Annotated in this window: 22 protein-coding genes and 2 pseudogenes; 17 read left to right on the top strand and 7 right to left on the bottom strand. The window is 63.5% G+C overall.

The features are described 5' to 3' along the window. The first annotated feature begins 7 nt into the window (after positions 1–7). The 11 genes and pseudogenes from ACZK13_RS13090 (at position 8) to ACZK13_RS13040 (ending at position 10,322) form a co-directional block, all read left to right on the top strand. Positions 8–805 (top strand): hypothetical protein, encoded by a 798-nt coding sequence (locus ACZK13_RS13090; RefSeq protein ID WP_049398226.1) that lies wholly within the window; start codon positions 8–10, stop codon positions 803–805. Positions 806–884: 79 nt separating this feature from the next. Beyond that, entirely contained in the window at positions 885–2,045 is a 1,161-nt protein-coding gene (locus ACZK13_RS13085; protein WP_253144252.1) for a TrbL/VirB6 family protein, read from the top strand. 9 nt (positions 2,046–2,054) lie between these two features. Further along, on the top strand, positions 2,055–2,591 hold the full coding sequence (locus ACZK13_RS13080) for a DUF4189 domain-containing protein (RefSeq protein ID WP_478481767.1): 537 nt from the start codon (positions 2,055–2,057) through the stop codon (positions 2,589–2,591). A 44-nt stretch (positions 2,592–2,635) separates the two neighbouring features. Further along, positions 2,636–3,400 (top strand): annotated as a pseudogene (locus tag ACZK13_RS13075) (type IV secretion system protein); the annotation flags it as partial. A gap of 58 nt (positions 3,401–3,458) precedes the next feature. Beyond that, a complete protein-coding gene (locus ACZK13_RS13070) occupies positions 3,459–3,971 on the top strand; it encodes a DUF4189 domain-containing protein (protein WP_182266333.1) in 513 nt (170 codons plus the stop codon). A gap of 596 nt (positions 3,972–4,567) precedes the next feature. Further along, on the top strand, positions 4,568–5,083 hold the full coding sequence (locus tag ACZK13_RS13065; RefSeq protein WP_263010118.1) for a DUF4189 domain-containing protein: 516 nt from the start codon (positions 4,568–4,570) through the stop codon (positions 5,081–5,083). A 719-nt stretch (positions 5,084–5,802) separates the two neighbouring features. Then, the gene (locus ACZK13_RS13060) at positions 5,803–6,318 is read left to right on the top strand and encodes a DUF4189 domain-containing protein (RefSeq protein ID WP_164080294.1); all 516 of its coding nucleotides are present in this window, start codon (positions 5,803–5,805) and stop codon (positions 6,316–6,318) included. 495 nt (positions 6,319–6,813) lie between these two features. Beyond that, positions 6,814–6,951, top strand: a pseudogene (locus ACZK13_RS13055) (TrbL/VirB6 family protein); the annotation flags it as partial. Between the two features lie 397 nt (positions 6,952–7,348). Next, complete coding sequence (locus ACZK13_RS13050) at positions 7,349–7,885, top strand: hypothetical protein (protein ID WP_032129521.1); 537 nt, start codon at positions 7,349–7,351, stop codon at positions 7,883–7,885. Between the two features lie 57 nt (positions 7,886–7,942). Further along, a complete protein-coding gene (locus ACZK13_RS13045; RefSeq protein WP_478481765.1) occupies positions 7,943–8,950 on the top strand; it encodes an XVIPCD domain-containing protein in 1,008 nt (335 codons plus the stop codon). Positions 8,951–9,047: 97 nt separating this feature from the next. Further along, positions 9,048–10,322 (top strand): hypothetical protein, encoded by a 1,275-nt coding sequence (locus ACZK13_RS13040; protein WP_478482522.1) that lies wholly within the window; start codon positions 9,048–9,050, stop codon positions 10,320–10,322. Positions 10,323–10,376: 54 nt separating this feature from the next. Here the strand turns inward: ACZK13_RS13040 and ACZK13_RS13035 are convergent, their stop codons facing one another. From ACZK13_RS13035 to ACZK13_RS13025, 3 genes are read right to left on the bottom strand one after another with little or no spacing between them, the layout of a single operon-like run. Beyond that, on the bottom strand, positions 10,377–11,705 hold the full coding sequence (locus tag ACZK13_RS13035) for an XVIPCD domain-containing protein (RefSeq protein ID WP_180837949.1): 1,329 nt from the start codon (positions 11,703–11,705) through the stop codon (positions 10,377–10,379). After that, a complete protein-coding gene (locus tag ACZK13_RS13030) occupies positions 11,702–12,355 on the bottom strand; it encodes a hypothetical protein (protein ID WP_049436610.1) in 654 nt (217 codons plus the stop codon). The genes ACZK13_RS13035 and ACZK13_RS13030 overlap by 4 nt, the downstream gene beginning before the upstream one ends. 40 nt (positions 12,356–12,395) lie before the next feature. Beyond that, complete coding sequence (locus tag ACZK13_RS13025; RefSeq protein WP_478481764.1) at positions 12,396–13,067, bottom strand: hypothetical protein; 672 nt, start codon at positions 13,065–13,067, stop codon at positions 12,396–12,398. Positions 13,068–13,310: 243 nt separating this feature from the next. Between ACZK13_RS13025 and ACZK13_RS13020 the strand changes: the two genes are divergently transcribed. Further along, complete coding sequence (locus ACZK13_RS13020; RefSeq protein ID WP_478481762.1) at positions 13,311–13,817, top strand: GNAT family N-acetyltransferase; 507 nt, start codon at positions 13,311–13,313, stop codon at positions 13,815–13,817. Between the two features lie 22 nt (positions 13,818–13,839). Here the strand turns inward: ACZK13_RS13020 and ACZK13_RS13015 are convergent, their stop codons facing one another. From ACZK13_RS13015 to ACZK13_RS13005, 3 genes are all read right to left on the bottom strand, one after another. After that, positions 13,840–14,046 (bottom strand): hypothetical protein, encoded by a 207-nt coding sequence (locus ACZK13_RS13015; protein ID WP_049413573.1) that lies wholly within the window; start codon positions 14,044–14,046, stop codon positions 13,840–13,842. 58 nt (positions 14,047–14,104) lie between these two features. Next, positions 14,105–14,542, bottom strand: coding sequence for an acetyltransferase (locus ACZK13_RS13010; protein WP_478481760.1), 438 nt, complete (start codon positions 14,540–14,542; stop codon positions 14,105–14,107). Between the two features lie 68 nt (positions 14,543–14,610). Continuing rightward, positions 14,611–15,378: an NAD(P)H-dependent oxidoreductase gene (locus ACZK13_RS13005; RefSeq protein ID WP_253144236.1), complete on the bottom strand. Its 768-nt coding sequence runs from the start codon at positions 15,376–15,378 to the stop codon at positions 14,611–14,613. Positions 15,379–15,456: 78 nt separating this feature from the next. Here ACZK13_RS13005 and ACZK13_RS13000 point away from each other — a divergent pair, with 78 nt between their 5' ends. The 5 genes from ACZK13_RS13000 (at position 15,457) to ACZK13_RS12980 (ending at position 19,353) form a co-directional block, all read left to right on the top strand. Continuing rightward, positions 15,457–15,816 (top strand): winged helix-turn-helix transcriptional regulator, encoded by a 360-nt coding sequence (locus tag ACZK13_RS13000; protein ID WP_253144234.1) that lies wholly within the window; start codon positions 15,457–15,459, stop codon positions 15,814–15,816. Between the two features lie 75 nt (positions 15,817–15,891). Then, on the top strand, positions 15,892–16,416 hold the full coding sequence (gene tadA / locus ACZK13_RS12995; RefSeq protein WP_253144231.1) for a tRNA adenosine(34) deaminase TadA: 525 nt from the start codon (positions 15,892–15,894) through the stop codon (positions 16,414–16,416). A gap of 74 nt (positions 16,417–16,490) precedes the next feature. Beyond that, positions 16,491–17,063 (top strand): oligoribonuclease, encoded by a 573-nt coding sequence (gene orn, locus ACZK13_RS12990; protein ID WP_107431636.1) that lies wholly within the window; start codon positions 16,491–16,493, stop codon positions 17,061–17,063. Between the two features lie 159 nt (positions 17,064–17,222). Beyond that, complete coding sequence (locus ACZK13_RS12985) at positions 17,223–18,098, top strand: EcsC family protein (RefSeq protein WP_121503571.1); 876 nt, start codon at positions 17,223–17,225, stop codon at positions 18,096–18,098. Between the two features lie 139 nt (positions 18,099–18,237). Next, a complete protein-coding gene (locus ACZK13_RS12980; protein WP_253144229.1) occupies positions 18,238–19,353 on the top strand; it encodes an alkene reductase in 1,116 nt (371 codons plus the stop codon). Between the two features lie 87 nt (positions 19,354–19,440). On the opposite strand, the gene ACZK13_RS12975 is transcribed toward ACZK13_RS12980, so the two are convergent. Further along, positions 19,441–20,334: a mechanosensitive ion channel family protein gene (locus tag ACZK13_RS12975; protein WP_050509854.1), complete on the bottom strand. Its 894-nt coding sequence runs from the start codon at positions 20,332–20,334 to the stop codon at positions 19,441–19,443. Positions 20,335–20,427 lie beyond the last annotated feature (93 nt).

Below are 20,427 nucleotides of genomic sequence, written 5' to 3'. Positions count from 1 at the left end.
TTTCCCAATGAACAACGTCAAGCGTCGGGCCAGCGCCCGCAAGGTACTCAAGCCGATGGCCAAGGTGCTCGGCGTTGCCTTGGCCCTCTCAGCGACCAATGCGGGCGCCATCGGCCCGGTGCAGGAAACGGGTCCTGCGCTGTGGCAGCACATCCTCAATCAGATCAATACGTACCAGGCCCGTTTCCAGGAGAAGTACCAGTTCGTCAAGGAGAACACCCAGTGGGCACGGGACTGGGCGCAGACGATCAAGGAGTACCAGGAGACGATGGTCCAGATCCAGGGCATCGTGAATTCCTTCGGGTTGCCGGATTCCGCCCCGCTGACGCCGGTGCCACCCAATTATCTGGTTGCCGAGACCTGCGGAATCGGCACCGACCTGAAGACTCTCGCGACCCGGGTCGTTTTCAATTTCAAGGGCGATTGGAAAGATCAGCAGCAACAGATCTGCGTGAACATCCGGATGATGCAGAACCGCAAGTACAACGATGCGGTGGACTTCATGCTCAAGACGATGCCGTCGTTCTTCGATAGCCTCGATGCAATCGAGAAGCAGCGAAATGTCAGCAATCTGCTCGGCAACGTCAACGCAACGCAGAACGACACGTTGCGCACCGCGAACGACATGGCAGCCAAGGCAAAGTCCTTCGAGGCACAGCAGAAGGCCTACGATGCCTACATCGAGGTGATGGAAGCCAATCAGAAGGTCGTCGCACAGGCAGCGCTGAAGGGCGACCCGATGAAGACCATTGCCAGTGATCTGGTCAAGACGGCGGCGCTGAAGGCAGCGCTGTCCATCGACTGATGCATGGAATGGAGCACCAAGGGTGCGCGCGTCTGCGTCGCCCCTCATGTGATTGCAGTATTACCAAGGGAATGTGGGTATGACGATCAGGTCGATTGCCAACTTTGATTTTTCGGGCGGATTCCAGGATCTGATGGGGCACGTCGCGCGTGTCCAGTCGATTGGCGATTTCGTGTTCTTCAAGCTGATCCTGGACTACCTGCGGGACAGAATCGGCAAGTTCGGCTTCGACCTGATGGACAACATGATGGCGTGGGTGGGCGGCATCGCGCTGACCCTCATGACCTTGTGGGTGCTGATCCAAGGCTATCGAATCGTTACAGGCCGCAGCCGCGATTCGATGATGGTCCTGGTAACCAACATGGCGCGCGCAGCATTGATTGTTGCCGTTGCCACCAGCATGGGCATGTTCGGGCGCGATCTTCATGAGTTCCTGACCGAGGACGTGAAGGGGCTGATCACCCATGTTGTCACTGGCAAGGATCAGAAGCCGGAAGAGCAGATCGACAAGAGTCTGGCTTGGATGCAGGTGGCGCTGTCCAGCATTGATGGCATCAAGATTCTGAATGACCCTGGATTGCAGGAAGACAAGACCCGGGCCATGTGGTTCATCGGCCTCGGCACCGGTGGTCCAGCGGTAACTGCGGGTTCAATGCTTCTGCTCTACGAAGTAGCAATGGCGTTGTTCATTGGATTCGGGCCATTGTTCATTCTTTGCCTTCTGTTCGACCAGACCAAGCAGTTGTTCCAGCGATGGCTGTTCTACGGCATTGGAACCATGTTCTCCATGGCGGTATTGGCAGCCATGGTCTCGATTGCGCTGGACATGGTGATTCGCGTGTCTGCGTCGTTCTGGGTGACGGCGCTGGTGAACAAGTTCCCGCTGATGGGCGCGTCCAGCGACGGCATGACCAGTCAGGCGATGCAGCAGGGCGGCATGGGATTGATCCTGACGACCCTGATTCTGACTGCGCCCCCAATGGCGGCCATGTTCTTCCAGGGCACCTTGGGTAGCTTCATGGCATATTCGCAGATAGGTGGCAGCCCGGTTGCGCAGGCGCCGGGCCCGAGCGGGCAGCCGCCGGGTAGTTATTACACGCCGGACAAGCCGTCGACGAGCGGTGGCAGTCAATCGGGTGGATCGACTTCAGTTGGGAGCAATGTCGTAGTCACTGGCAGCAACTCCACAGTTGGGTCAGGCAATTCTGATACTGGTCGTAAAGGCTTAGCTTCGAACTAGAGGCCGGAAATGAAGTCAATTCGTGTCTATTCAGGTGTAGTACTCCTGCTGGGTGTGGGAATCATTGCCTGCCAATTGCCACAGACGGCCAATGCAGAAGGTAGGTGTCCTCCTGGTCAGTATCCAATTGGCGGTCAGGGAGTCGGCGCCTGTGCTCCCATCCCAGGTGGTACCACTGGAGCAGGCCAAGCGTCGCCTGTTGCGACAGGGCGTTGGATCAAGACTTGGGGGGCCATCGCTTTAGCGAAGGGGGGCGATGTCGGCGTGGCTCTCGGTAAGCGAAAGAAGAGGGATGCGGCTTCGGAGTCCCTTGCTAATTGCGCACAGCGGGGGGCTACGGATTGCAGGGTGGTATTGGAGTTCAATAATCAATGTGCAGCATTCGTATCCCCCAGTGATGCAAGATTTGGTGGCTCCACGTTTGCGCGTGCGGCATCTGTTGATGCTGCGAGTAAGATGGCTGTGGATGCGTGCTTAAAACAGGGGAGCGATGGCTGTAAAGTGATTTATTCTGGATGCACCGAGCCTGAGTTTGATGCCTTCTGAGGTTGCGCTTATGAGTTTCTGGCTGAAAACGTAGAAATGCCTGATTAGCCGGAAAAGACCAGGCACCGGAAGAGCAGATCGACAAGAGTCTGGCTTGGATGCAGGTGGCGCTGTCCAGTATTGATGGCATCAAGATTCTGAATGACCCTGGATTGCAGGAAGACAAGACCCGGGCCATGTGGTTCATCGGCCTCGGCACCGGTGGTCCAGCGGTAACTGCGGGTTCAATGCTTCTGCGCTACGAAGTAGCAATGGCGTTGTTCATCGGATTCGGGCCGTTGTTCATTCTTTGCCTTCTGTTCGACCAGACCAAGCAGTTGTTCCAGCGATGGTTGTTCTATGGCATCGGAACCATGTTCTCGATGGCGGTGCTGGCGGCAATGGTGTCGATCGCACTGGAGATGGTGATTCGCGTGTCCGCCTCGTTCTGGGTGACAGCGCTGGTGAACAAGTTTCCGCTGATGGGCGCGTCCAGCGACGGCATGACCAGTCAGGCGATGCAGCAGGGCGGCATGGGATTGATCCTGACGACCCTGATTCTGACTGCGCCCCCAATGGCGGCCATGTTCTTCCAGGGCACCTTGGGTAGCTTCATGGCATATTCGCAGATAGGTGGCAGTGCTGGGGCTGTGTCGCCTGGTCCGAATGGCCAACCGGCAGGGAGCTATTACGCTCCTCCGAAGCCCTCTAACAGTACTGACGCTCCGACGGCGGGTCAGGATGCGGCTGCCGGGACAGCTCGCATGACCTTGCCACAGAACTCAGCGCCAACGATTCACGACACGGGCCTTCGCGGGGTGAATCGTTAACTTGATGCGTCGCCGGGAAGTTGGCGCAAATTCTTGATCTGCTGTCGAGTGGTTTCTTATGAGAATGAATAATTTTCTATTGCTGATTCTCCTGTTCCTTGCCCCACTAGTTGCATATGGGGAGGGGCGCTGCCCGCCAGGTCAGTATCCGATTGGCGGGCAGGGTGCGGGTGGCTGTGCCCCGATTCCAGCCTCTCAGGGTGAGGGGAGTTCCGGGCCGCGTGCGATAGGTAAGTGGATCAAGACCTGGGGAGCCATATCCCGATCTGTTGTGACCGGTGATGTGGGAGCTTCGGTTGGAAAGAGATCAAAGGCCGAGGCCGTCGCTGAGGCTCAGTCCCGCTGTGCGACATATGGTGCGAAAGATTGCTCTGTAGGGATAACGTATAAAAACCAGTGCGTCGCTTATGCGGATCCGGCTCCGGGCTCTAAAGGATTGATTTCAATGGCCGGTGGTCCAACGAGAGAGGCCGCTTCCACTGAGGTTCTGAAGTACTGTGCTGCTCACGGCGGTGGGCAGTGCACGATCAAGTACACGGATTGCAGTGAGCCAATCTTCCAAGAGTTCTGATTGCTCTATGGAGCTGGGTTGACACATCCGACGTCCAACACCTATCGCACTTTGGTAGAGGGATCTGAGTGGCTGGGGCCATCATGAAATGAACTCTCGAAGCTGAATTCGGGAGTTCGGTCCCATGCCCGAAGAAGTGGGCTGCGTGCGCGTCAAAAATGCTGACGCATCTGGCCCTCAATCGCAGGCGCTTTCCCGTCGATGAGGACTTTGGCGAAGAGCATTGCGGATGACGCTGCGCGGCGCAGAAGGGGGGGGCGTGGGCTTGATCCTGACGAACACTATTCTGACTATCCCCAATGGCGGCCATGTTCTTCAAGGGTACCTTGGGTAGCTTCATGGCATATTCGCAGATAGGTGGCAGCCCGGTTGCGCAGGCGCCGGGCCCTAGTGGACAGCCGCCGGGTAGTTACTACACGTCGGCCGCGCCGGAAAAGGGGCAGTCCGGCCAAGACAGTGGGGCGCATGATCGACATGCGACCGCACGTTCAACCCTTCCGTCGTCGGAATCCTCCAGGGTTGCCGAAACCGGTCTCAGAGCTGCACATCCCGGCAATCAATAGCCCCCAAGCGTACGGAGTAGAAGTGTGAAATACATGTTTCCTCTCATTCTTGTCGGCTTGCTCCTATGTTTGTTTGTGGCGGGTGAGGCGAGAGCGGAAGGGCGTTGTCCGCCAGGGCAGTACCCCATTGGTGGTCAGGGCGTAGGTGGATGCGCACCTATTCCGGGCTCCGGTACCGGTGGCGTCCAGAGCGGCCCCATTGCTACTGGGCGTTGGATCAAGACTTGGGGGGCCATTGCTGGGGCGGCAAGCACGGGCGATATGGGGGCTTCCGTTGGAAGGCGTTCCAAGCGAGAGGCTGTCTCAGAAGCGCTTGCTCGGTGCGCGACACATGGAGCGAAAGACTGCAAGATCGATACAACGTACAAGAACCAGTGCATCGCATATGCTGACCCTGAGCCGGGCAGCAAGGGAATAGTTTCTATTTCAGTCGCCGGCTCAAGAGAGGAGGCGACCAGTCGGGTTCTCTCCTACTGTGCGAAGAACGGTGGAGGGCAATGCAAGGTGTTGTACACGGATTGTGCTGAGCCAATATTTGAATCTTTCTGAGCTATGCCAGTCGAATCACAGGTGAGATTCTTGAATCGGCCTTTGCATGGGGATGGCCTGCCGAAAAGCAGGCCATCTCATTTTTCGGCGAGCTGGAGCAGCTGATCTAGTTGGTAGGGTTAGGTGTCGTCACTAATCACCTGAGTGCAGTTGTATGGGGTCGCCCTCGTCTGGGACATGGTAATTTTGGCGTCGGATTCGTTCTGAACAACGGCGCTGGTGAACACGCCAAGTTCCGTTCGACGAGCAACCTCTCCTCGAAGTAGGCTGCGTGCGCGTCAGAAATGATGACGCATCTGGCCCTCAATCGCAGGCGCTTTCCCGTCGATGAGGACTTTGGCGAAGAGCATTGCGGATGACGCTGCGCGGCGCAGAAGGGGGGGGGCGTGGGCTTGATCCTGACGGACACTATTCTGAATATCCCCAATGGCGGCCATGTTCTTCCAGGGTACCTTGGGTAGCTTCATGGCATATTCGCAGATAGGTGGCAGCCCGGTTGAGCAGGCGCCGGGCCCGAGTGGGCAGCCGCCGGGTAGTTATTACACGCCTCCGGCTCCAGAGAAGGGGAGCACCGGGCATGGAGCAAGCGGCGTGGGGCAGATGGGTAGATCAACTGGATCTCCACATGTTGCCGATAGGCCGTCGGATACAGGCCGATTTGCCAAGGCACCTATTTAGCCCGCGGAGATGCGCGTTGTCTGTGTAAGGAGAGTTGCCTGATGAGAATGATCCATTTGCTAGCGCCGTTGGTGTTCATGTTCGCCACATCGGCCCTTGAGGCTCGGGCTGAGGGGCGATGTCCTCCTGGGCAGTACCCGATCGGAGGGAAGGGAGTCGGTGGTTGCGCCCCGATTCCTGGAGGCGAAGGTGCAGCTACCAGTGGGCCCAGAGCGACGGGTAAATGGATCAAGACTTGGGGCGCAATATCATTGGCGCCGTCGGGCGCCTCTGGCTCCTCAACAGGGCGGGTACGGAAGACGGAGGCCGTTGAAGAGGCGCAGAGGAAGTGTGCTGAATCCGGCGGAGTGGGATGTAAGGTTACAATTACATATAAGAATCAATGCGTGGCCGCCGTTGTCGCCAGCTCGGGCACAGGTGGAACCACGCAGTTTGGTACCGGTGCAACGATCGAGAGTGCCACGGAGTTTGCCTCCCGCCTCTGTGCCTCGAAAGGAGGGAGCGATTGTGCTGCCGTCTACTCCGCTTGCTCTGAGCCGATCTTCGAGGAATTCTAAAAATCCAATAGCGAGTCTGTGGTCGTCCGACTGGCGTCCTGGCACAGTCCTTTATGGAAAGAATCCGGAAGATTGAATGTCAGGCAGGTCGAAATGGTGAGGTGCCCGGTAGTTGCGCGCTGGCTCGGGCGTTTGGCGTAGAGGCGAATCGGCTTCCGTAACTCGGGTGCGTGGTGGCGGAAGGATGAGTGACAGCGGATCAGATGCTGGATCTCGCATCGCCCCGGGATTGAGTGCGAGGCGGATTGGAGACCAATCCTCAATGGCAAGGGGATTGGACGTGAAAAGGCGTCGTTCCGACCTGCGGTGAGGAAATTTGGTGGCATGAAAGCACTTGGCACCAAGCGACTCGAGAGTCTGGGGTGAGAGCCTGCGGCTGAAGAAGCTGCACGCCGAGAAGTTTGATCGAGAACGACGGCATCCAGAATGCGATGCGAAAGGCGCATCTTTCTTAGGGGGGGGGATGCCCGTTTGCTGCGCTGTGGAAAAGGGCCGCAAGACTACCGGATAATCACCGGTCGCAGCCGCGACTCGACGATGGTCCTGGTAACCAACATGGCGCGGGCAGCGTTGATTGTGGCCGTTGCCACCAGCATGGGCATGTTCGGGCGCGATAAGCAGCGCACGCTTTCCGCGCAACCTCAGGCCGGCGGGGCTGCGGGAGGCGATGCATCCCCGGCGCCATCCACCGCGGATCTGTTTTTCGGATAAGCCACCATTCACGTTAACTGCGCTTTTTCTGTGATCAAGTGCGCTTTTCATCCCAAGCTCCCTTCGACGAGCCCCGCCTCCTCGAAGTAAGCTGCGTGCGCGTCAAAATCCCGACGCATCGGTGCCATCGAACGCAGGAGCTTTTCCGTCCATGAGGACTCTGACGACCCACGATGCGGATGTTGATTGCGACCATCGCAGACGCCGCAGGGCCGGGGCTATCATCCGCCATGGTGGAAACCGGAGCCTGCAGCGCAGCGCATGGTTTCCCGGTCGTCGCGCGGGTACTGGAAAGTCAGGATTGAAGGAGTCGCAGGGGATGCAGAAGGGGAGTGGCGTACACATGGACAATGCCTTGGCGTTCGTTCCGTCCGGCGCGAACCTGCTGGAGGCGGTACGCGGCGATCTCACCGGCAACGGGATCGACGACCAGTTGCTGGTGATCGATCAACCGGCACCCGACGGCTTGGTGCCCGGCGAGCACGGTCCTAACCGGGTGTTGTTGCTGCTGCTGGGTGACGCCGCGGGCCGATGGCAGTTGGCCGCGCGCAACGACAAGCTGGTGCCGTGCTCCACCCGTGGGGGCATTGCCGGCGACCCCTTCGCGTACGTGACCATCGAGGATGGCGCGTTCAGTGTGATCACCAACGGCGGGAGCCGTGAGCGCTGGAGCAGCATCTACACGTTCCGCTACGTTCCGGCCGACGAGGCCTGTTGGGTGCATGGCGTGCAGCGCAGGGTGGTCGACACCGAGACCGAGGCCAGTCATACACGCGATTTCTCGGCGGCCGAACTTGGTCGGGTGCGGTTCGAGGATTTCGATCCGTCCGTTGTCGCCGACGTGAGCTTGCCCTGAGTGCCATGCCTGTGAGGAGGCGGGAGTACCCAACGATGATCGAGCAGGAGTTTCACCGTGTCGCAGGATAGAGAGTCGCAGTTGCTGCGGCAGGCCACGGAGGCCGGCATCACCTCGTCCCGGGAACTGGCCAACTTCATGGCGCAGGCCGGGCACGAGTCCCGTGGCCTGAGCCGGCTCAATGAAAGTTTCAACTTCACCCGGGGTATCTCGCAGATCCCGGTGGAAGCGGCGTGGCGCAATGGCAATGGCGCGCTTGAGGACGCCCGCCAGGAGGCGTTGCGCGGCCGTCCGGAGAATCTGGCCGAGCTGATGTACGGCGGGCGCATGGGCAATGATGCGCCCGGCGACGCATTGAAGTATCACGGTCGCGGCTATCTCCCGCTGGTTGGCAAGGAGAATTACGAGCGTGCCGGAAAGGCGCTGGATCTGGACCTGGTGAATCACCCGGAGCTGGCCGCGCAACCCGAGCACGCAGGCCGTATTGCGGTGTGGCAGTGGCAGGCGCGGGTACCGGAGGCGGCGCGCGAGGATGTGCGCGAAGCGACGCGCGCGATCAATGGTGGCCTTAACGGCATCGAGGCCCGCCAGCAGCGATTCGATGCGTGGCAGCAGAAGCTGACGCCTGATGTGATGGCGCGGCTGGAGCGGGGCGAAGTCGGGGCGCCGGCGCAGCAGGCCACCCTGCGCGACATGTCGCAGCCGGGCGAGCCGGGACACGCCCTGTTCCAGGGGGCACGCCAGCACCTGCAGCAGATGGGGGCGCAGAGCGGACTGCGCAGTGAGCAGGAACTGGACAATGCCGCCGGCGCACTGGCGTTGAGCGCGCAGAAGGCCGGCCTGTCGCGTATCGATCATCTGCTGGCGGGCAACGACGGGCGCACGCTGTTTGCGGTGCAGGGCGCGCTGGGAGATCCGGCGATGCTGCGTGCGTCCGTTGACCGGGAGCAGGCCGCCCAGCAGCCGCTGGCGCAGAGCAGCCAGCAGTTGGCTGCCAGTGTCGCCCAGCAGGACCCGGCGGCCGCGCTCGCCCGCGAGCAGGAGCAGCGTTCTCGATCCCTGTAACACCTGATGCCGGCGGGCAGGGGACCCGCCGGCGCTTTACGTACGACGCGTGGCGCCCTGTGGCGCCGACATGGAAACCCACTCGGAAGGACACCACATGCGAATCGTTCCCTCGAATGCCCGGCACGCCGCTGTCCGCTGCAATGCATCCGTGCGCCGCCTGCCGCCGCTCTGGCTTCTGTCACTTGGACTTGCCGCAGCGTCGGCACAGGCTCAGGCTCAGGAGACAGCGGCGCCCGTCGTGGAGGCGCCCATCGCCGCCGAGGCGATCGTTGACGCGCCTGCAGGGATGGCACCTGTTGCAGCGCCCATGGCCACCGAAGCCGTTGTCGCGGCGCCGGCTCCCGATGTACCGGCTGCCGTGACACCTCCTGCGACACCAGTGGTGGACGCGCAGCCGGCGCCGGCTGCAGACCCGACGCCTGTGCCCGTTGCACCCGCAGCGGCGGCGCCTGTCGCTGCACCGCCTGCTGTCGTCGAGCCAGCCGTCCCGGCGGTAGCTCCCGCGCCACCCGCCTTGGTCATCGCGCCGTTGCCGCCCGAGCAGGCGACCGAGCGTGCGCTTGGTGCCCGCTGCCCGGTGGATCTGGCTGGGCGGCTGGCGGCCCAGGGCGAGCTGCTGATCGGCGCCTGCCAAGGCACGATGCCGGCGCATCTGGCCGCGCTGCTGGTCGCGCTGCCCCAGCAGGACATCCACCTGCCGCGCAGCTGGCGCGAGCGTGAGGTGCAACAGAAGGTTTGGTTCAAGGCGGTGCCGGGCTACGGCCAGCGCCCGGACTTCATCGCGCGGATGGGCGACATCTGGGTGCGCTCGCTGGAAGGACGCGACGCCGACAGCACGTTCTATCTGGTGTCGGCACCGTTCACCTGCAGCGACCGGGTTGCCAACCGCGATGAGTACGGCGCGGAGCCGGTACGTGTGCCAGCGGGTGACTGCCGCGAGGCCTATGTGGCCCAGCGTGTGTACCAGGTTCGCGGGGACGCCGCGCCGAGGGATGTGACCGCCGATGCCATGCCGGCCATGCCCCAGGTGACGGAGGCCGATCGTGCGCGGCAGCTGTCGCGCGACGGCCGGATCAGCCTGGACCACAGCAAGTTGCAGTACGGCCCGGCCATGCGCTGGTTCGTGCAGTACCCGGAGACGGCGCAGAAGGTCGGTCCGCGTGCCTACAGTGACTGGAACCGCGAGCACCTGGCCTTCGTGGTCTGGACTGGGGATCGCTTCGAGCTGCGTGAGAAGGTCGCGCGGGCGCAGTGGCCCTGTGATCCGGTAGCACCGGGCGATCGCGCCTGTGGTGGCTTCCCGGATTCCGGGCCGGATCTGTTCGTGACCGCCGGTGCGTCCGCGCCGGTCGCGGCCTCCAGCCCCTGAGGCAGAGGGCCGAAGTGACGCGGGAGCCGGAATGACCGGCTCCCGCGCTGTTCATCAGGCCTGCATGCTGCGGGTCTGGTTCTGCTGTTGTTCCAGTTGCTGATCGCGGTCCTGTGCTAGGCGCTGTCCCGCGGCTTGCTGATCAATGCGCTGGCTGCTCTGCTCCAGCGGGGTGTTCATCGCCACGGCCGTGTCCACCGACACGCGCAGATGCGCCGGGTCGCCGCCCTGGCCCTGCACCGCGAAGCTGCGCGAGGCATCGGCATTCATCACCACTTCGTCGATGCGCTTGCCGCCTGCAGCGTGCATCTCCGCCGCCAGGCTGCCGGCCAACTGCGTACTCATCACATCCGGCACGCGGCCGACACGAACGTCCTGCGCATGCACGCCACGGATCGCGTCGTTGAACAGCGGGTTGCCCAGGTGATTGGCATCGTCCATGCGCAGCATGCTGGTGTGATGGCCGTTCTTCTCCGCCTCGCGACGGGCCGGCTCACCGGGTTGCAGCGGGCCACGGATGTGGTCGTACAGATCGATGGCGCCGCCAGGGATGCCGCGTGCCGCGCGGGTGACGCCACGACGCAGTGATTCCACGTCGTCGCGGTACTCCTCGATCATCTTGGCGTTGTCTTTCGCCAGCTTCTGCGTTTCCGGGTGCTTCAGCACCGAGCCTTCGTTGAGGAAGTTGCCCAGTTTGTGCGCGCCGAATGAACTGGTGGCCGCGATGATCGGACGGTCTGGAATCAGATCACGCAGGGCGTGATTGCTGAAGCCGTTCGCTGCCAGCGTCTTGATCTCGTCGGGCTTGGCGTAGATGCGGACCTGGCCAAAGTGCGGCGAGGCAGCGCTGACCGGATCGGAGGCCATGACGTGGTTGATCATGGTGTTGCCGCCTTCCGGAATGCGGTAGCTGAGGCTGACCGCGCCGTAGGCATTGAAGGTCTCGCCCTTGACGTTGAAGTGGTGCGAGGTGATCTGGGCCAGGGCACCGCCGAGGGAGTGGCCTGTGACGGTGACCTGGGGCGCGGGCACACCGTTCAAGCGGGATTGAAGCGCGGCGCCTTCGAGCGTCCTCTGTGTCAAAGCAATCGCGTCAGGCGCCTGCACGTTGGTGCGCGCAACCACCATGCCGCCGTCGGTCAGAATCGCATCGCGAGCGATCTGCTCGGTGCCACGATGCGCAATGACGATCTCTTTGGTGTCTACGCGCTGATAGACGGTGCCCTGATAGCCGTTGAGACGATTGTTGACATGCTCAAGTATCTTGTACTCATGGCCGTTTAACGTGACTTTTTCTTCTTGGCCGGGTTCACGTCGGCCGACGGCCCGATCCTTGTAGGCGTCATTGGATAACGCGGCGTAGTCCTGAGAGGTGATGGTCACGGCGCCACCTCACTTGCGGAGAGGGTGATCGTAAACAGCTTGTCCTGCAGATCAGGGGCGTAGTTGCTGCGATCGGGCTCGCCACTGGCTGGGAAGTTGGGAACGCGATCTGCCTTCGGATAGACCAGATCCGGATAGTAGAGCGTATGGGCGCCACCTTCGGTCAGCGGCTTGGCGTCGACGAAAGTGAGGAAGCGGGTCTCTTCTTCGGCACCCGTCGCCTTCAGCATTGCCCCGGCACCGGTGAACTCCCACTTGCAGACGCCACGACCGTAGTAGTCCTCATCCAGCATGCGGTCCACATACAGCGTGCCGCGGTACTCGCCCTCAGCGACCTTGCGCAGCTCCACCGGTTCCTGGCTGGTGATACGTGCGGCTGTGCCGGTGGCCGGCTCGATGTGGCCGCACTGGTCTTCGTTGGTGACGTCGTACTGCGCTACGCCCTTGACCAGTGCGAAATCGCCGGGTGCATCCTTCAGGCGCAGTACCAGTTCATAGGCCTTGCGCGGGCTGGGGTTGAGCTTGGCGAGGCCGCGCCCACCCTGGGCGACATCGGCTTCAGCAGCGGCACGTTCCTGGTTCATGGCGGTCTCCGGGTTGCAGGCGGTCAACAGAAGCAGAGCAAGGCACGGAATCATCTTGTGGCGCAATGTCGGCCTCCTTGGGGGTAGGGGTTGTGGAACTGGCGGCTCATGGCATGAGCTTCTGCACAGTGGTGGTGGTTGAGAACAACGCATTGCGCAGATCGGCGCGATAGCTGGAAGGATCTTCCTCGCCGCTCGCTCCGTATCCGGTGATCTCTTCGATTCGGGGGTAGTCGGCGCGTGGGTAGTGCCGCGTCACCCGGCTCCCCGCGTCCATGCGCTCCTTGTCGATGAACGTCAGGAATCGCGTATCCGCCTCGCCGGTCGTAGCGCGCAACATCGCACCGACTCCCGTCAGCGCCCAATGGCAGACACCACGCCCGTAGTAATCCTCGTCCTGCATGCGGTCGAGGTAGAACGTGCCGCGGTATTCGTTCTCGCCCACCTGGCGCAGTGTGACGAGCTCCTGGCTGGTAATACGGCTGGCGGTACCGGTCGCCCTCAGGACCCGGCCGCAGTCCTTGTGGTTGCTGACGTCGTACTGGGCAACGCCCTCGACCACCGCGAAGGGACCGGGGGCATCCTTCAGTGTCAGCACCAGCTCGTAGCCTTGCTGCGGTGATGGGTTGAGTTTGGCCAGGCCGCGCCCACCAGCGGCGACGTCGCGCTCGGCATCAGCATAGGGCGAGCATGCGGCCAGTGGGATAAGGGCGAGCAACGCCAGCAGCGGCTGCCTTTTCCTTTCAGGGAGCGCTACTCCCATGGCCTGATCCTGCATCGTGCGTCCATGTCCATATATCCTTCCTGGGTGACAGGTTTCTCGATTATGGAGCGTGTCAGGAACGCTGCGCCACCGTCGCGACGGGTTTTTGACGCGCGCGATGCGGTGTATTCCGGCGAATCGATTGCAGCACAGGGGATTCGGGCGTCGCGTTGGCCTTGCTGGCAGGGGCTGCTCGCGGTTGAATCTGCGACGTGAATCAATAATTCACGCACTCATCACATTATCAAAGGCGTTCTCTTGAACTGCATGATCCGCACCGAAACCACGGCCGACCACGCCGCCATCCATGCACTCACCGAGGCCGCCTTCCGCGAAGCCCCGCACAGCAGCCACACCGAGCAGTTCATCGTCGACGCCCTGCGCACCCGCGGGGAGTTGAGCATTTCGCTGGTCGCCGAAACTCAGGGCCAGGTGGTCGGTCACATTGCCCTGTCGCCGGTGACGGTCAGCGATGGCAGCACGGGCTGGTTTGGTCTGGGCCCGATCTCGGTAGTGCCCGCGTGGCAGGGGCAGGGCATCGGTGCGGCCCTGATGCGCGCCGCACTTGAAGCACTGCGTCAGCAGGGTGCGCATGGCTGTGTATTGCTGGGCGAGCCGGCCTATTACGGGCGCTTCGGCTTCCGTGCCGAGCCGGGCCTGGTGTTGCCGGGCGTGCCGGCGGAGTACTTCCAGGCGCTTTGCCTGCAGCCTCCGCCGGCTCAGGGCGAGGTGCAGTACTCACCGGCCTTCGAGGCGACAGCCTGAGCCACGGCGGGCGTGCGCCCGCTCAGGGCGCGCGCCAGACGGTCGGTTCGGGTTGCGGTTTCGGAATGCGGTAGCCGCCGATATGCTCGAGAAGTTCATTGGTACGACGCTGCTCGACCAGTACCTCACGCAGCAGGTTGCGCACGGCGAAGATGGCGAACGGCACCAGGATCCAGATCAGGCTGATGCCCAGCGCAAACAGGGTCAACAGGGCTTTTGCACCATCCATGTACGGCATTCCTTGATCGAAAGCAGCCACGCTAGCACGCAGCTGCTGCCAACGGATGTCAGGCCTTATGCCGAAGGTGGATCAGCGGATACGGGCGGCCCTGCGAATCCAGCGGCGAACGACCGGTTTCGACAAAGCCCATGCGCAGGTAGAAGCCCACGGCCTGCGCGTTCTGTGCGTTGACGTCGGTGCTCAGCTGCGGGTGCAGGGCCAGTGCATGCTGCAACAGCTGCCGACCGATCCCGGTGCCACGTACGTCCGGATCGATGAACAGCGCTTCCATGTGCGTGCCGTCGATCAGCATGAAGCCCAGCGGCCGATCCTGTGCATCGACAGCAACGGTCATCGGCGCCTGCGGCAGGAAACCGGCGACTTCGGCGTCGATGGCCTGGCGGTCTTCGGTACTGAGGAAGTCGTGGGTGGCGTCGACGGCGCGGCGCCAGAGATCGAAAAGGGCGGCGCCGTCGTCGGCGCGAGAGGGACGGAGGGTGGTCATGTGTTCACCAAGGTGCTTGACAGGAATACGCATTGTGAAGCTTTCCGGCCGTGCCTGCAGGTGCGGGTTCATCCGGCGTTGCGATGGCGGATGAAGGGACTGTAGGCAGTCGCTTCCGCGCGCAGCGCCACACCATCCTCGAAGTCCTCACTGTTGTTGAAGGGCACGGTCGGCCACTGCCGCCATCGCGACAGTCGCTCGCGGTAGGAAAGGGTGGATGCAACCAATACTTCGTCGTGGGCCTGCACGCGTTCCGCTGCAAGCCCTGAGCGCACGCCGTGCACCATATGCGGCTCCATCACCTCGAAGCCGACGTAGCGCAGGCTGTACATCAACGGCCACAGCAATAGCCGGGTATCGCCTTCGCGGCCATCGACCGCGCACGCCCGCGCCGAAGAGCCGGTGGTGACGCTCAGCAACGCACGCTTGCCCTGCATCACGCCGCGCTCGTGGCGTTGCCGGCTGTTGTACATCGGCCCGTAGACCAGCACGCGGTCCAGCCAGCCCTTGAGGATGGCCGGCGCCGCAAACCACCACAGTGGGAACTGCAGGATCACCAGGTCCGCGGCCTGCAGCAGCTGCAGGTGATGCCGCACATCGGCGGGCAACTGGTCGTGTTCGGCGCTGTAGCGTTGTTCGCGCTGGGCATCGAAGCGCTCGGGCTGCAGGCGCCGTGGATGGTGCCAGGCCGCTTCCAGCGGATCGAAGCCTTCTGCATACAGGTCGACCATGTCCACCTGCAGATGGTCGTGCCGCAGCTGCTCGGCCGCCTGCATGGCCAGGTGGGCATTGAAGGAACGGGGTTCGGGGTGGGCCAGCAGGATCAGGGCGCGCATGGGGCGAGGTGTTCGTGGAGTGTGCGACCATCCTCGCGATGCCGGCATGCCCCGGCAATTACGCACTTTGAGGTAACCATGGCCTTTCCCGGTGATGTCTATGCCGCCGACTGCTCGGCGCGCGATGCGCTGGCACTGATCTCCGGCAAGTGGGTGATGCTGCTGCTGCCGGCGTTGGCCGAAGGGCCGCAACGCAATGGTGCGCTGCTGCGGAAGATCGAAGGCATCTCGCAGAAGGTGCTGACCCAGACCCTGCGGCAGCTGGAGCGCAACGGCCTGATCGAGCGCTGCGATCTGGGCAGCAAGCCACTGCACGTGGAGTACCGGTTGACCACGATCGCACGCACTCTGGTCGACACGCTTGCGGCCCTGGACCGTTGGGCCGAGCATAATTTTCCGGCCCTGGACGCGGCCCGCGAGCGCTTCGACGCGCGTTAGCGGCGCCTGCACGGCCCCGGGCGTACAATGCCTCCCCGGCGGCCATCCTGGCCCAGTTGATACGCGAGAACCGCCATGACCGATGCCCTGGGTGTACCGGTGCACGACGCCGATGAACACTGGATGCGCCACGCGTTGGCGCTGGCCGAGCGCGCACAACGCGAGTTCGACGAGATCCCGGTGGGTGCGGTGCTGGTCAGTGCCGACGGCCAACTGCTGGGTGAGGGCTGGAACCTCAACATTGCTTCGCACGACCCCAGCGCGCACGCCGAAATCGTGGCCATGCGTTCAGGTGGAAAACTGCTCGCCAACCATCGCCTGCTCGGCAGCACCCTGTATGTGACCCTGGAGCCGTGCGCAATGTGCGCGATGGCGATCGTGCACGCGCGCATTGCACGACTGGTCTACGGTGCCAGCGATCCCAAGACCGGGGCCTGCGGCAGTGTGTTCGACCTGCTCGGCGATGGTCGCCACAACCACCGGGTGGAGATCCACGGTGGGGTGCTGGCCAAGGAAGCCAGCATGCGCCTGACCAACTATTTCCGCGCCAAGCGCGGCAAGCCGCCGCTGTTGCTGGAAGACCACGCCAGCGAGGGCTGAGGGGCGAACGGGTATGATGGGCGCCTCTTTCCATCACCGGTAGGCCGCGCGCCTGCCCAGCAACGAGGCGACACATGGCGGACAACGGCGCGGCCAACGAACGACTGATCTGGATCGACCTGGAAATGACCGGGTTGGATACCGACAACGATTCGATCATCGAGATCGCCACCGTGGTCACCGACGCCCAGCTCAACGTGCTGGCTGAAGGTCCAGAATTCGCCATCCACCATCCGCTGGAAACGCTGGAAGCGATGGACGAGTGGAACCGCAACCAGCACCGCCGCTCGGGCCTGTGGCAGCGTGTGGTGGACAGCACGGTGACCCTTGCCCAGGCTGAGGCACAGACCGTGAATTTCCTGGCGCAGTGGATTCCGGCCGGCCTGTCGCCGATGTGCGGCAACTCGATCTGCCAGGACCGCCGCTTCCTGCACCGCCAGATGCCGCGCCTGGAGAAGTACTTCCACTACCGCAACCTGGACGTGTCCACGGTGAAGGAGCTGGCCAAGCGCTGGGCGCCGACCGTGGCCGCTGGCGTTGGCAAGAACAGCAACCACACCGCGCTGAGCGATGTGCATGACTCCATCGCCGAGCTGCGTCACTACCGCCAGTTCATGGGCGCGCTGTCGGGGCTGCCGGTTGCCTGAACAACGACGCCGGGCATGGCCCGGCGCTACCGGGTGACACGCGAACTGGTAGTGCCGGCCGCTGGCCGGCAATTCAGCGGCCTTCGTGACGTGTATCAGGTTGCCGGCCAGCGGCCGGCACCACCCTCCGTTCAACTCCCTGGCGCTAAGATCAGCGCCATGAACGAGCCCATCCTGCTTCCCCGCGACATTGCCCATGACGCCCGCGACTGGTCTGACCTGCAGCGGGCGGTGGCCCTGCTGGAAGCGCCGACCCTGACCGCGCGCATGGCCAATCTGGTCGGCACGCCGCTGGAGTTCGCGGTGAAGGCGCTGCCCAGCTCGGTCTCCAACCGCATCCACGGCGCGGTGCAGGCGGCGCTGACCAAGTCGGCGCAGGCGGCGCTGTGGAGCATGGACAACACCCCCGGCAAGGGGGCGTCCACCCGCTGGCACAAGCTGGCCGCAGCGACTTCCGGTGCGGTGGGCGGCGCCTTTGGCTTTGCCGCGCTGTTTATCGAGCTGCCGGTGTCGACCACCATCATGATGCGCGCGGTGGCCGACGTGGCCCGCAGCGAGGGCTTCGACCTGTCCGAGTTCAGTACCCGCCAGGCCTGCCTGGAGGTGTTCGCGCTGGGTGGCAACTCGCCGCGCGATGACGCCAGCGAAACTGGTTATTACCTGGCCCGGGGCTTCACCACCGATGTGATGCGCCATCTGTCGGCTGAGCTGGCCGGGCGCGTGGTGACCGGCCGCGACCTGACCCTGGGCGTGGCACCGAAGGAAGCCGGCAAGCTGCTGGCGAAGATGGTGGAGAAGGTGGCCGCGCGCTTCGGCGTGGTGGTCACCGAGAAATTCGCCGCACAGGCGGTGCCGATCGTGGGTGCCGCTGCCGGTGCGACGCTCAATACGATGTTCACCGATTACTACCAGGACATGGCGCGCGGCCACTTCATCGTGCGCCGGCTGGAGCTCAAGTACGGCGAAGACGTGGTGCGCACCTGCTATGACCGCGTAGCGCATGGCACGATCAGGATGGAACCCCGCCTGGAGTAGATCCACGCCATGCATGGATGAGCCTTCATGCCAGGCCATCCTTGCCTGCCGGGCACAACTGTTTTGCCACAACACGCCTGTTGCCTTTCGCAGGCGGTCCCCATTCTTGCTGGCACTCCCCCCGCAAGAGATGTCCGCCATGTTGTTCACCTCCCACCGCCTGGGCGCCTTGACCCTGCCCAACCGAATCGTCATGCCGCCGATGACCCGCTCGCGCGCTGCCGACGGCAACGTTGCCACCGCGGAAATGGCCGCCTACTACGCGCAGCGGGCCAGCGCGGGCCTGATCGTCAGCGAAGGTACCCAGATCAGCCCGCAGGGCCAGGGTTACGCCTGGACCCCGGGCATCCACAGTGGCGAGCAGGTGCAGGGCTGGCGCCAGGTGACCGACGCCGTGCACGCTGCCGGCGGTCGCATCTACGCCCAGCTGTGGCATGTGGGCCGGGTCTCGCACGTCGCGCTGCAGCCCGGTGGTGCCGCGCCGGTGTCGTCGTCGGCGCTGCTGGCCGAGGGCGTGAAGGTGTTTGTCGACCCCACCGGCGCCGGCCCGGAAGCGGGCGTGGGCGAGATGATCCAGCACTCGATGCCGCGCGCGCTGGCCGAGGCCGAGATTCCAGGCATCATCGCCGACTACGCGCAGGCCACCCGCAATGCGCTGGCCGCCGGCTTCGATGGCGTTGAGCTGCACGGAGCCAATGGCTACCTGATCAACCAGTTCATCGACTCGCAGGCCAACCAGCGCAGCGACGGTTATGGCGGCTCGCTGCAGAACCGGCTGCGTTTCCTGCGCGAGGTCGTGCAGGCGGTGACTGCAGTAGCCGGTGGTGACCGCGTCGGTGTTCGTCTGGCGCCGCTGACGACGCTGCAGGGCGCGGTGGACGATACGCCGCAGGCTACCTACCTGGCCGCGGCGCACCTGCTGGGTGCGCTGGGCGTGGGCTACCTGCACATCGCCGAAGCCGACTGGGATGACGCACCGCTGATGCCGGTGGCGTTCAAGCAGGCGCTGCGCATGGTCTACCCGGGCACCCTGATCTACGCCGGCAAGTACACCGCCGAGCGCGCCGAGCAGGCACTGTCTGAGGGCTGGGCCGACCTGATCGGCTTCGGCCGGCCGTTCATCGCCAACCCGGATCTGCCGGAGCGCCTGCGTCTGGGTGCGGAATTGAACCCGCCGGATCGGGCGACGTTCTTCGGCGGAGGCGCGATCGGCTTCACCGATTACCCAGCGCTGGAAGAAAGCGTCGCCGCCTGATCCTGGAGGTTGCCGGCCAGCGGCCGGCACTACCGGGGCGCGCGGGGCAGGGTAGTGCCGGCCGCTGGCCGGCATTTCTGTGTCGGATCAGGGCTTGTCGCGCACCAGCGCGTCGGCCTCGACCACGCCGCCATCCTTGCCATGCAGGTACAGGTGCATGTCCTGCTGCGGATACGGGATGTTGATGCCGGCCTTGTCGAAGCCCAGCTTGAGCTGTTCCAGCAGCGTGACCTTGGTACCGAACCAGTCGGCCGACTTCACGTAGCAGCGGATGCCGAGATTGATCGCGTGCGCGCCCAGCTCGTACACCACCACGTCCGGTGCCGGCGTCTGCAACACGCGCGGGTCGGCCTTCATCAGCGCCAGCGCGGTGTCGCGCGCCAGCTGGATGTTGTCTTCATAGCCGATGCCCACCACCAGTTCGACGCGGCGGGTCGGCTCGGCGGTCAGGTTGATGATCGGCGCAGCGGTGATCAGCGTGTTCGGAATGGTGGTGTGCTGATTGTCGGCACCGGTGATGACGGTCTGGAAGATGCGCACTTCGCGCACCGTGCCGGTCTGCCCGGCTACCGTCACCACATCACCGACGCGGAACGGGCGCAGCGTCACCAGCATCACGCCCGAGGCGATGTTGGACAGCGAATCCTTCAGCGCCAGGCCTACCGCCAGGCCGGCGGTGCCAAGCACGGCCAGCAGCGGGGTGATCTGCACGCCCAGCGTGCCGATTGCCAGCACCACCACGATCACCAGCGACGCGGCGTACACCACGTTGCGCAGGAAGTTGCCCAGCATCGGGTCCACGCCCATGCGCGCGGTGGCGCGTGGCATCGCATTGGACAGGCGTCGTGCCACCCACATGCCGACCAGCAGCACCACGATCGCGGCCAGCAATGGCACGCCGTAGGTCTCCAGCAGGCGTTCCCAATCGAGGGAGTGGAACCAGGGTGTTGCGGCGGGGGCGGGTGGGGCAGTGGCGAGCATGCGGGCTCCTTTGCAGCGGGGGAGGTGGCGCGCGCAGACGCCAGAAACACGAAGCCCCGCAGAGGCGGGGCTTGCGTGCAGCAGCAGTATGGG

This window comes from Stenotrophomonas sp. 99219_Sma, assembly GCF_056480785.1.
This window is presented reverse-complemented; position numbering and strand designations above follow the sequence as displayed.